The organism is Jutongia sp. SJQ-6, assembly GCF_054161275.1.
In genome coordinates, this window is record NZ_CP195314.1 from 464797 (window position 1) to 478115 (window position 13319).

Sequence of the window (13319 nt, forward strand, 5' to 3'; positions counted from 1 at the left end):
TATCATGCCACTTACACCAATGATGCAGAAATATATGGAAACCAAAGAAGAATACAAAGATTGTATTCTCTTTTATCGTTTAGGGGATTTTTACGAGATGTTTTTTGAAGATGCCAAGACCTGTTCGCAAGAATTAGATCTGACATTAACCGGCAAAAGCTGTGGCTTAGAGGAACGCGCTCCTATGTGTGGTGTTCCTTTTCATTCTGCAGATATTTATATTGACAAATTGGTGGGCAAGGGCTATAAAGTGGCGATTTGTGAACAGGTGGAGGATCCGAAGTTAGCCAAAGGTTTGGTCAAACGTGAGGTGATCCGCGTGGCAACGCCAGGAACGAATTTGAATACTAATACACTGGATGAGTCGAGAAATAATTATCTGATGTGTATTGTATATACGACCAATGCGTATGGTGTTTCGTATGTAGATGTTACAACCGGAGATTATTACGTAACAGAGTTTGATACAGAAAATAAACTGTTGGATGAGATTGGTAAGACGATGCCGTCGGAGATCATCTGCAACGATAGTTTTGTGGTATCCGGTATTGATCTTGAAGATCTGCGGGGGCGACTCGGAATAACCGTGTCAGCGATCGATCACTGGTATTTTGATGAGGACGGCTGCCGCAGAGCGCTGCAGGAACATTTTGGTGTCAGTACTTTAAGTGGATTGGGATTAGATGATTATTCAATTGGAATCGTTGCCGCAGGCGCAGTTATGCAGTATCTGACGGAGACGCAGAAAATTTCTTTGGATCATATTCGAACGATCAAACCATATGCAGCCAACCAGTTTATGTTACTGGACCGTGCCACCAGAAGAAACCTCGAACTTTGTGAAACAATGCGCGAGAAAGCGAAGCGCGGATCTTTGTTTTGGGTATTGGATAAGACGAAAACGGCTATGGGTGCACGTTTGTTAAGAAATTCGATCGAACAGCCATTGGTCGATCCGGAGGAGATTGACCGTCGGTTAGACATGGTAGAAGAATTAAATGAAAATATTATCAACCGCGAAGAATTGCGGGAGTATCTGGCACCAATCTATGATCTGGAGCGTTTGATCAGTAAGATAAGTTACCGTAGTGCAAATCCAAGAGATCTTGTTGCATTTCGGCAGTCGCTTTCCATGCTTCCGTCGATTAAATATATTTTAATGACGTTTGAGCATTCACACCTAAAACAGTACGGTGAGGAGTTGGACGATCTTAAAGATATCTGTAATCTGATACAGGCGGCTATAGAGGATGAACCTCCGCTTGCTATGCGGGAGGGAGGTATCATTCGTGAGGGTTACAACGAGGAAATTGATAAGTTACGGGCAGCTAAACGAGATGGCAAGGAGTGGCTCAGTGAACTGCAGGAGACAGAAAAAGAGCGCACAGGTATCAAAAACTTGCGGATCAAATTCAATAAAGTGTTTGGATATTATTTAGAGGTAACTAATTCTTATAAGGAGCTGGTTCCGGAGGAATGGACCAGAAAGCAGACGCTTGCTAATGCCGAGCGTTACACGATGCCCAAGTTAAAAGAACTGGAAGATATGATCTTAGGCGCAGAAGATAAATTAAATAATCTGGAATATGATGTATTTAATGAGGTGAGAGAACGTATTTATGCGGAAATCGGAAGAGTGCAGTTCGCTGCTAAGATTGTTGCGGCTGTCGATATGTTTACTTCATTAGCTCTTGTTGCAGAGCAAAATCAATATGTCCGTCCGGTGATCAGCCGCTCAGGGGCAATATCTATTAAGAATGGAAGACATCCGGTGGTGGAAAAAATGATTCCAAATGACATGTTTGTGGCCAATGATACGGAACTGGACGAGAAAAAGCACCGCATTGCCATAATTACCGGCCCGAACATGGCGGGTAAATCAACTTATATGCGGCAGACAGCGCTTATTGTTTTAATGGCACAGATTGGATCTTTCGTACCGGCAAGTTCTGCAGAAATAGGTGTAGTAGACCGTATATTTACCCGTGTCGGGGCTTCGGACGATCTGGCGAGTGGTCAGAGTACCTTTATGGTAGAGATGACAGAGGTAGCCAATATACTGCGTAATGCGACGAAAGAGAGTTTGATCATTTTGGATGAAATTGGCCGCGGAACAAGCACGTTTGACGGCTTAAGCATAGCGTGGGCAGTGATCGAACATATTGCCAATACCAAACTTCTCGGTGCTAAAACATTATTTGCAACGCATTATCATGAATTGACAGAATTAGAGGGAAAACTGGCGAGTGTAGATAATTATTGCATTGCCGTTAAGGAACAGGGAGAGGATATTGTATTCTTACGTAAAATTGTAAAAGGGGGCGCAGATCGCAGTTATGGTATTCAGGTAGCAAAACTTGCGGGGGTGCCGGAGACGGTGCTTCGCCGTGCCAGGGAACTGGTGAAGCAGTTGTCGGATAATGATATTACAGCAAAGGCAAAAGAGATCGAGGTAGAGACGGAGGAGCTGCCGGAGTATCCATATGGCGTGGAACAGCAGACAGCCCATAAACATAAACGCAAAAAGAAAGAAAACATGGAACAGATTTCTTTGTTTGATGCCTCTAATACTAATATCAAAATGGATGATATTATTTTGGAGCTGCATGATCTGGATCTGTCCGAGATAACGCCGATCGATGCGATGAACATATTGTATCGTATGCAAATGAAGTTGAAGGAAAGAATGTGAGGTACTTATGCCGAAAATTCATGTATTAGATCAAAATACGATCAATCAGATCGCTGCCGGGGAAGTGATAGAACGGCCGATGGCAGTGGTAAAAGAATTGGTTGAAAATGCGATTGATGCGCAGGCAAATGCGATTACGGTCGAGGTGAAGGATGGCGGAAAAGAGTTGATCCGTATCACTGATAATGGAACCGGAATTGCCAAAGAGGATATTGTGCTTGCCTTTACGCCGCATGCGACCAGTAAGATCAAGGGAGTTGAAGATCTTTTGGGAGTTTCCAGTCTGGGATTTCGCGGTGAAGCGTTGGCCAGCGTGGCAGCAGTCTCGCAGTTAGAGATGGTGACTAAGACAAAAGAAGCATTAATGGGAAATCGATATGTGATACAGGGTGGTGAAGAGAAAACGCTAGAAGCAGTTGGCTGTCCGGAAGGGACAACGTTTTTGATCCACAATTTATTTTATAATACGCCGGCCAGACTGAAATTTTTGAAATCATCGCCGACAGAGACCAGTTATATCAGCACGGTATTAGAGCGCCTTGCTTTGTCTCATCCGGAAGTGGCGTTTCGTTTTATTGCACAGAATCAGACCAAACTCAGCACGCCGGGTAATGGCAAATTAAAAGATGTGATCTACCATATTTATGGGCGGGATATCGCATCAAATCTCTTGGAAGTGCATAGGGAAGAAGTGTTTTGTGAAGTTGAAGGATTCCTTGGCAAGCCTGTTATTTCCAGAGGAAACCGTAATTATATGAATTACTTTATCAATGGACGATTTATTCAGAGCAAAGTGATACATCGCGCGATTGAGGAGGCGTATGCACCGTATTCAATGCAGCATCGCTATCCATTTACAGCTCTGCATTTTACAATAGATCCGGCTTATATTGATGTGAATGTGCATCCGCAGAAGATGGAGATTCGTTTTACCAGAGAAAAAGAAATTTTTCAGAGCGTGTTTCATGCAGTTTCAGAGGGGCTTAAGCAAAGGGAATTTATTCCGGAGGTTTCCTTAGTTACTGAAAAAAGTAAAGTATCAAATAGCGAACGTGGCGCAGAATTTTTTGAAAAAAAACGCAGGCAGGAAGAAAAAGTGCAGGTTGGCGTAATTGCTTCCGACGAACGGGGATCCAAACAAAACGCAATAGGTGCGGATCTGGCAGAAAGAGAAAAGAAAGAAGCGGAACAGTTAGGAATCATGCATGCTCAAAAAATTGTGAGCGAACCGATATCGCAGCAATCTGTTGAAAAATCCGAGAGTGTGCCGAATCTTCAGGCGGTTCTTCGTGAGGAAGCACCGGTCTATTCTGCGGAGCAACGATCCAAAGACGCTCCACAGGTCTCTGTGACAGCAACGGAATCTGAAAAACAGACCGACGAAAAGCCACAGGCCCCTGCGGTGGAAGCGGCGGCAACGATCGAAAATGTCAAGCAGGCAAGCATGTTTGAAGAGCAGGGAGCATTAGAAGATCAAGCACTGCGGGAACTTCGCATTGTTGGACAGGTATTTCAGACCTACTGGATATTACAGTATGAAGATGCGATGTATTTAGTAGATCAGCATGCGGCGCATGAAAAAGTGTTGTACGAACGCTTTATGAAACAACTCCAAGAGAAACAGCCGATGATCCAAATGGTGCAGCCACCGATGATCTTAAGCTTGTCGATGCAGGAAGAGCAGGCATTAAAGGAGCATCAGGAATTGTTCCGTGAGCTTGGTTTTGAAATCGAATCTTTTGGTGGAAGAGAGTATGCAATCAGCGGTATACCGGCACATTTGCCATCAATAGAAGTTCAGGCATTGTTTGTAGAAGCTTTGGCGCTTTGTGGAAGGCAGCGTGGTGTCGATACCCCGGAAATCCTGCTTGACAAAATAGCATCCATGTCCTGCAAGGCGGCTGTAAAAGGAAATAACGAACTGGATTTTAGGCAGGCAGAAGAGCTGATGAGAGAGCTAATGTCTTTGGATAATCCATATCATTGTCCGCATGGCAGACCGACGATGATACGAATGACCAAAAGAGAACTCGAAAAGAAGTTTAAACGAATCGTCTGATCTTTTGATCTGACAAGTTGGAGGAAAAAGAATGACAGCGAAGGACAACACAGGCACAAAAAGACCGCTTATTATATTGACAGGACCGACCGCGGTTGGCAAAACAGCATTATCGATCGGTCTTGCCAAAGCAATACAGGGTGAAATTATATCTGCAGATTCGATGCAGGTTTATCGCGGAATGGATATTGGCACGGCGAAGATCACAAAGGAACAGATGGATGGAGTACCGCACCATTTGATCGACATTATGGATCCCTCAGACAGCTTTCATGTGATGGCATTTCAACAGAAATGCAAAGAGGCAATGGAAGATATTTATGCCAGACATAAGATCCCGATATTAGTGGGTGGTACCGGATTTTATATTCAATCTGTATTGTATGATATATCTTTTACGGAAACAGATACGGACATAGAGTATCGTCAAGAACTGCAAAAGATTGCAGAAGAACAGGGGGGTTATGTGCTGCATGCCAGATTGGCCAAAATCGATCCGGAGGCCGCGGACGAGATTCATCCTAACAACGTGAAACGTGTGATACGTGCGCTGGAATTTAATCATCAGACGGGGGAAAAGATATCAATACATAATGAACAGGAGCGGCAAAGAAAATCACCGTATCAGTTTCGATATTACGTACTCAGTCTGCCACGGGAAATCTTATATGATCGTATCAATCGCAGAGTTGATGTGATGCGGCGGGACGGTTTAGTGGACGAAGTGAAAGGATTATTGCAGCAAGGGATCACTCCGAATATGGTTTCGATGCAGGGACTTGGTTATAAAGAAATTATTGATGCACTGCAGGGGAGCTGTTCTTTTGAGGAAGCATTTGAACGGATCAAGCGTGAAACCAGACATTTTGCAAAGCGTCAGTTTACCTGGTTTCGGCGTGAACGGGATGTAACTTGGATTGATAAAGAAACGTATGAAAATGAAGATGCTATTTTGCAATATATGATAGAGGATCTGAAGAACGCTCATATTTTGCCGGCAGATCAGTAACAGCGTTTTAATATTCGAATTAAATATATAGGCTTAAGAAAGGAACATGCAATTACAATGGATACAATGAATTTACTGAAAAAAAGTTATATGGACGCGGGGATTTCTCCAGAGGTCTATGATTACTGTCACGGGATCAGCAGCAGAATGAAAGATCGTTTTGCGCAGATCGATCAAGTGGCGGAACTAAATCAGATCAAGGTGCTTCGAGCAATGCAGAAAAACAGAGTGAGTGCTGCCTGCTTTGAGTCATCAACAGGGTATGGTTATGATGATCTTGGCCGTGAGACCTTAGAAGCAGTTTATGCAGATGTTTTTCGGGCAGAATCTGCATTGGTACGTCCACAGCTTACTTGTGGAACACATGCGCTTACGGTGGCATTGTCGGCAATGCTTCGTCCGGGCGATGAACTTCTTTCACCGGTGGGCAGACCCTATGATACATTGGAGGGCGTGATCGGGACCAGAGAAGTGAATCCACCGGGATCTCTCAAAGAATTTGGTATATCCTATCGACAGGTAGATCTGCTGCCGGATGGAAGCTTTGATTTTGAAAGGATCAAGGCAGCGTTACGGGATAATACAAAGTTAGTCACTATTCAGCGTTCCAAGGGATATGATCCGAGACCGACACTTTCTGTGGAACGCATTGGCGAATTGATCGCATTTATTAAATCCATTAAACCGGATGTTATCTGTATGGTTGACAACTGCTATGGAGAATTCGTCGAAACGATAGAACCAACTGAGGTCGGTGCTGATCTCTGTGTAGGATCTCTGATCAAGAATCCTGGTGGCGGACTGGCTCCGATCGGCGGATATATTGTCGGTAAAGAAAAGTTAGTGGATCTTTGTGCGTATCGGTTGACTGCACCGGGACTTGGCAAAGAGGTCGGTGCGACGTTGGGGGTAAATCAAGCATTTTTTCAAGGATTTTTCTTGGCACCAACGGTAACGGCAGGCGCATTAAAAGGCGCGATTTTTGCGGCAAATGTATATGAAGGATTAGGTTTCCCGGTTGTCCCGGATGGCACAGAGAGCCGTCATGATATCATTCAAGCGGTTACACTTGGATCTCCGGAAGCAGTTATTGCTTTTTGCAAAGGGATACAAGCCGGCTCTCCGGTTGACAGCCATGTGGCACCGGAGCCGTATGCTATGCCCGGCTATCATAGTGATGTTATTATGGCGGCAGGTGCATTTGTACAGGGTTCTTCGATCGAGCTTAGCGCAGATGGGCCGATCGAACCGCCGTATGCGGTCTATTTCCAAGGGGGGCTTACATGGTATCATGCTCGTTTTGGCATTACAATGTCTTTACAGTACCTTGTACAGGAAAACCTTGTGAAATTACCATAAAAGACAGGTTTAGTTCTGATCCTGCATAGGATTTGGCGTCGAAAATTCACGAAAAAGTCATTTCTTTTTTGAGGTATGCTTCTATACAAAGAAAATAATTTATGCTAAGATGAAGAGTGTGCAAAGGAGAGCCTTCTGACAACAGGAGGTACTATGGGAAAAACAATACAAACCATGAAAGAATTGCCGGCTTCGGAACGACCATACGAAAAATGTGTTATGTATGGTCCACAAGTGTTGTCGGATGCGGAACTATTGGCAGTCATTATTCGAACCGGCTGTGGTGGAATGAGGTCTACGGAATTGGCCCAGAAAGTGTTGCAGCATATTCCTGGAAAAAGGATTGGCGGACTATTTCAGATGTCGCAGGAACAACTGCAGGAATTGGAAGGAATCGGGAGAGTCAAAGCGATACAGCTGCGTTGCCTGACTGAGATCACAAAACGCATGATGAGATCGTTAGACGGCGAAGAAATCCTGCTTTGTGATAATCCTGCCATAGTAGCAAGAGCATATTTATCGATGCGTTTTTTGGAGACGGAGCAGGTTCGGCTTTTGATCTTAGATGGGAAAAATGCGGTGCAGGATGATTTGGAATTATCCAATGGGTCATTTAACGCATCACTAGCAGCTCCACGTGAGATCTTTTACAATGCGCTAAAGCACAAGGCGGTCAGTATTTTACTGTTACATAATCATCCGTCTGGAGATCCGACACCGAGCAAAGACGATATTATTTTGACAAAACGAATCATAGAAACGGGAAATCTGATTGGTATCCCGCTGGTTGATCATATTATCATAGGGGACAACCGCTATGTTAGTTTCCGCGAGAGCGGATATATGGACAAACCCGTTTAAGGGATGGGAAGGAGAGAATTTCCATGGCACAAAAGACATATGGTATTGATTTTGGAACCGGTACCATCAAAATCTATAAAAAAGGAAATGGCATTGTAATATTAGAACGCAATGTAGTCTCTACTGTTGGCAAAGAGAATAAGCCAATCGCCATTGGCGAAACAGCTTATGAAATGTATGAAAAAGAACCGCCAAGCATTCATGTTTCTTTTCCACTGCAGCATGGCGTGATCGCACATATGCAGGATATGATCGCCTTGTGGAATTACATGAACTATTCTTTGTCCGGTAAAAAGAAGATCAAAGGCTGTGAGTATTATCTGGCAGTTCCGGCTGATATCACGGAAGTTGAGAAACAGGCATATTCCCAGATCATTTCCCGCGGTGAAACGAAACCAAAGAAAGTTTTTTTAGTAGATAAACCGGTTGCTAATGCATTTGGACTTGGTTTGGATGTAGAGAAGCTGCGTGGGGCAATGATCATCGATGTAGGTGCTGACACAACAGAAATTTCGGTACTTTCTCTAGGTGGAATTGTAGTCAGTAAGCTTTTGCCGTCCGGTGGAAATGAATTGGATATGCTTATTCGAAGTTATGTGCGCAAGGAATACAACTTTTTGATCGGCTGTAAGACTGCAGAGCAAGCCAAAAAAGAGCTGATCGCCGCGACAACACTGGATCGCTCCATGAAGTTGGTAGGCAGAGATGTTGTGAAGGGACTTCCTGGTGAGATTACGCTTACGAGTGCAGAGGTTGCACCACTTGCAACTACGTTTTTTGAGACGATCATAACGCAGGCGCGTTCCATTATGGAACATACACCTCCGGAAATATCCATGGACATAAAGGAACGTGGCATTTATTTGACAGGAGGCTCCTCTGAGATTCATGGATTGGCGGCAATGCTTCAGACAAAAACCGGAGTGGCTGTCAATATCTCGGACAAACCGCAGGAAACGGCAGTGTCCGGTTTGGGGTATTTTGCAGAGCATAGCAAACAGGCAGCAAAATATGTAACGCTTATGAAATAAGAATGCAGTTTGAGGAAGGATCAGAAAATGCGTAAAAAAACGAAAATTACCATTGACCCTAAATATATATTAGCAGTGATCGCAGTGGTCAGTATTTTGATGATTGTTGTTTCATTTCGTTTCAATGACAAAATGGCACCGGTACAGTCAGCAGTTGGCGGTGTGATCACACCGATGCAGAGGGGTATTAATACGATAGGACGTAAGATTGCTAAACAGACAAAGCATATTACCACAATGAATAAACTGTTGAAACAAAATGATGCTTTGCAAAAAAAATTAGATGAAATGTCAGCAGAAAACCGCTTGCTGCAACAGGATAAGTATGAGTTGGAAGATTTCCGTAAGCTGTACAAGTTAGACGAGCAGTATGCAAGTTATCCGAAAGTAGCTGCAAGAGTTATCAGTAGTGATCCTGATAATTGGTACAACACTTTTATTATTGATAAAGGATCGGAAGATGGACTGGCCGTTAATATGAATGTAATGGCAGGAGACGGACTGGTTGGGATCATTACAGATGTTAAAAAGTCGTATTCTACTGTTCGTTCGATCATTGATGATGACAGTAACGTATATGGTACCTTTTTAAAAACATCAGATAGCTGCATTGTAAGCGGAAATCTGCAGTTAATGAATGATGGTGTGATAGAGGTTAGTAGTATATCCGGCAATGCTAAGATCGAAGATGGTTATGAAGTTGTCACATCTCAGATCAGTGATAAATATCTTTCAGGAATCCTGATCGGATACGTGCATGATCTGAAAAAAGATGTATCCAATTTGACACAGACGGCATATCTGACGCCTGCAGCAGATTTTCGCAAATTGGATATGGTGCTGGTTATTACAAAAGTGAAAAATTCAGACGAATTAAAGGAGATGTTGAATTGAGGCGTTACATAACAATATTTGTGCTGCTTATCATAAATTTCTTGCTGCAAACAACCGTTTTTCGTTATATAGAGATCGCACATATGGTGCCAAATCTGATCTTGGTAGTGACTGTTGCTGCAGGATTATTATATGGACGAAAGTGCGGTATATTCGCCGGAGTGATCAGCGGATTGCTTACTGATGCCTTATACGGCAGTGTGATCGGTATCGGAATATTGATCTATTCTGTTGTTGGATATTTGTGTGGTGCTGCCAGCAAATTGTACTTTGAGGAGGATCTGACTGTACCTATTGTTGCCATTGCCGGCAGCGATGTCATATACGGTGTGTTATATTATGCCTGTAATTTTATGTTACGCGGCAGATTAAACATACTTTTCTATGTGAAAAGTGTGATATTGCCGGAGATGATCTATACGGTCATTTTAGGTGCGGTGTTATTCCGCATTATTCATAAGCTGGATGCCAAGATCAATCCGCCGGTAGAAGTATTGTTGAAACCAAAGAAGCCTTTTGAGGGATAGAAAGAGAGGTAGCATCATGTTAGATACCATAAAACGATATTTAAAGGTGTTTTTTTCAGTGCGCCTGCTGCCTGTTTTAGTGGTATACATATTATTGTTTGCCTTGTTGATCAATCGCATGTTTCAGCTTCAGATTGTGAAAGGGGATGAATATGAGAAGGAATCCCAGCAACAGGCAACAAAAACACGCGAGATTAAAGCAACACGTGGAAATATCTATGATTGTAATGGAAAGTTATTGGCCTATAATGCACTATCGCATAACGTGATCTTTGAGGAAAATGATAAGACCAAAGGTCTGTCGTCCAAAGATAAAAATGCAATGATCTACCGTTTGATCCAATTAATTGAGAAAAATGATGGTACATTATCCGTAGAATTTTATATTCATAAAAACAAGAAAGGCAACTTAGAATACACATTATCCGGAAACGCTTTGCTTCGTTTCAAAAAAGAAATCTTTTCCGCTAAAAGGGTGGAAGAGCTTACACAGGAGCAGCGTGATATGTCTGCCAGGGAGTTATTTGAGTATCTTCGTTATGATGAGGGATCGAACAGCCCAAAGTTTTTGATCGATAAAAAATATGATGAAGATACTGCATTAAAAATTATGGCTGTACGATATGCAATGTTTATGAATCGCTATAAAATGTATGAAACGATCACATTGGCAAACGATGTCGATGATGTTACTGTTGCAGCGATCAAAGAAAACAGTGCTGATCTTCCCGGCGTAAATATTTCAGATGATACAACACGTGTATACAAAGATAGCAAATATTTTGCACATATATTAGGCTATACCGGAGCTGTGACAACGGAGCGACTGGAGGAATTAAAGCAGAAAGACCCAAATACAGATTATACGACATCTGATCAGATTGGTATCTCCGGTCTTGAGAGTAGTTGTGAAAATTATCTCAAGGGCAAAAAAGGCAGTGAAACTTTGTCGATCAATAGTGGAACAAGCCGTGTACTGGATGTGACGAAAAAATCAGATCCTGTTGCGGGAAATAATTTGTATCTTACGATTGATGCAAAGCTTCAGAAGGAGTGTTACAATCTCTTGGAGGAGCATATTGCCGGAATTTTGTTATCAAAGATCAGCAATGGATCTGATGCAGGAAGTCGTGGCCGCAGTGCTTCTGAAATTCGAATTCCAATTTATGATGTATACAATGCATTGATCCAGAATAATGTGATCGATGTCACCAGATTCACAGAGAAAGATGCGTCTGATCTGGAAAAAGCAATATATAAAAAATATAAGACAAAATCCAAACGTATTATGAGCAGATTAAAGACATATTTGGCAGCGGACAGCAAAAAAACTTACAAACAGCTTCCGGAAGACATGCAGGATTTCGTTTCATATTTTTATACTGCGTTGAAGAATGAGGGGACTGTTTTGACGGATGACATAGATACGTCAGATGATACCTATAAAAAGTACCAAAATGGGAAGATTAGTCTCAGTCAATATTTGCAGTATGCAATTTCTGCCAATTGGATTGATCTGAGTGTGCTAAAGATTGGTGATTCCTATTACAGTACGGAAGAAATATACAAAAAATTGGTCGATTATGGATTAAAACTGTTGGAAGATGATACAACATACAGTAAGATGGTATACAGTTATTTGATCTATCATTATGAAATATCAGGGCAGGACTGCTGCCTGCTGTTATTTGATCAAGGTGATATCAAATACAATGCTCAGGAATACAGTAAGGTTAAGCATGGTATTACATCACCGTATTCTTTCTTGACCGGTAAGATCCGTAAACTGGAGATTACGCCGGGACAGCTTGGCCTGGATCCGTGTTCGGGTTCCATCGTTGTAACAGATACTAAGACTGGTGATGTAAAGGCTATGGTTTCTTATCCGAGTTACGATAATAATAAGATGGCAAATCAGGTTGATTCGGATTATTTTTATTCATATTTAACACAGAATACTTCATCTCCGCTGATGAACCGACCAACACAGCAAAAGATCGCACCGGGGTCTACCTTTAAGGTCGTATCTTCTGTAGCGGGATTAGAAGAAGGAGTGATCAGTACCGGAACAATGATCCATGATAATGTTACGTTTGATAAGATCACACCGTCTCCAAAATGTTGGAGTACGGCAGGTCATGGAAGCATTAACGTATCTGGTGCGTTGGAAGTGTCTTGTAACTACTTTTTCTATACCGTAGGATATAAACTGAGCGGTCTTACACACGGGCAGGTAAATAATGCGCGCGGTTTATCGCGGCTAAAAAAATATGCGGATATGTTTGGATTGACAGATAAATCCGGTGTCGAACTTCCGGAAAGTGAGCCGAACTTCTCCAAGACAGATGCTGTGCGTTCTGCAATTGGACAGGCAACACATAGTTATGCGCCGATCCAGTTATCCCGTTATGTTACAACGGTTGCCAACAGTGGTACCTGCTATGATCTGACCTTGATCAATCAGGTAAAGGATGTCAATGGCAATGTGATACTGGATAATCATGCAAAGGTTCGTAATAAGGTGAATATTGCTAACTCGACATGGAAAGCAGTTCATAACGGAATGTATCGAGTGGTCAATGGAAGCAGAAGCTCCATTGGATCTATGTTCAGCGGAATGAAAGTAAAGATCGCCGGCAAGACAGGAACGGCTCAGCAGAGTAAATTGCATGCTAACCATGCATATTTTGTCTCTTATGCACCGTACAAGAATCCTGAAATATCTGTAACTTGCGTAATACCTAACGGTTTTACATCATCCAATGCTGCACAGACGGCAAGAGATGTTTATAAATATTACTTTAGTAAGAACAAAAAGAAAGTATCCGGTAAGATTAAAATGCCGGAATCCAATACAACGCATACGGATTAATCTATCGTATGAGGA

At 42.5% G+C, this 13319-nt stretch carries 9 protein-coding genes; all 9 read left to right on the top strand.

The window, feature by feature from the left end; genetic code table 11:
- Window positions 1-4: 4 nt before the first annotated feature.
- The 9 genes from mutS to ACSAJE_RS02150 all read left to right on the top strand — a co-directional run bounded on the left by mutS (window position 5) and on the right by ACSAJE_RS02150 (window position 13304).
- Window positions 5-2692 (top strand): DNA mismatch repair protein MutS, encoded by a 2688-nt coding sequence (gene mutS, locus ACSAJE_RS02110; RefSeq protein WP_347474467.1) that lies wholly within the window; start codon window positions 5-7, stop codon window positions 2690-2692.
- 7 nt (window positions 2693-2699) lie between these two features.
- A complete protein-coding gene (gene mutL, locus ACSAJE_RS02115; protein WP_118506366.1) occupies window positions 2700-4751 on the top strand; it encodes a DNA mismatch repair endonuclease MutL in 2052 nt (683 codons plus the stop codon).
- A gap of 31 nt (window positions 4752-4782) precedes the next feature.
- The gene (gene miaA, locus ACSAJE_RS02120; RefSeq protein WP_118690176.1) at window positions 4783-5760 is read left to right on the top strand and encodes a tRNA (adenosine(37)-N6)-dimethylallyltransferase MiaA; all 978 of its coding nucleotides are present in this window, start codon (window positions 4783-4785) and stop codon (window positions 5758-5760) included.
- A 66-nt stretch (window positions 5761-5826) separates the two neighbouring features.
- On the top strand, window positions 5827-7119 hold the full coding sequence (locus tag ACSAJE_RS02125; protein ID WP_118506425.1) for a methionine gamma-lyase family protein: 1293 nt from the start codon (window positions 5827-5829) through the stop codon (window positions 7117-7119).
- 153 nt (window positions 7120-7272) lie between these two features.
- Window positions 7273-7980 carry a RadC family protein gene (gene radC, locus ACSAJE_RS02130; protein WP_458009549.1) on the top strand — a complete coding sequence of 236 codons (708 nt, stop codon included), beginning with the start codon at window positions 7273-7275 and terminating at the stop codon, window positions 7978-7980.
- Between the two features lie 23 nt (window positions 7981-8003).
- Window positions 8004-9011, top strand: coding sequence for a rod shape-determining protein (locus tag ACSAJE_RS02135; protein ID WP_458009550.1), 1008 nt, complete (start codon window positions 8004-8006; stop codon window positions 9009-9011).
- A 27-nt stretch (window positions 9012-9038) separates the two neighbouring features.
- Window positions 9039-9905 (top strand): rod shape-determining protein MreC, encoded by an 867-nt coding sequence (gene mreC / locus ACSAJE_RS02140; RefSeq protein WP_118506369.1) that lies wholly within the window; start codon window positions 9039-9041, stop codon window positions 9903-9905.
- Window positions 9902-10432, top strand: a complete 531-nt coding sequence (gene mreD, locus ACSAJE_RS02145; RefSeq protein WP_022024678.1) for a rod shape-determining protein MreD — start codon at window positions 9902-9904, stop codon at window positions 10430-10432. The genes mreC and mreD overlap by 4 nt, the downstream gene beginning before the upstream one ends.
- Window positions 10433-10448: 16 nt before the next feature.
- Entirely contained in the window at window positions 10449-13304 is a 2856-nt protein-coding gene (locus ACSAJE_RS02150; RefSeq protein ID WP_458009551.1) for a penicillin-binding transpeptidase domain-containing protein, read from the top strand.
- Window positions 13305-13319 lie beyond the last annotated feature (15 nt).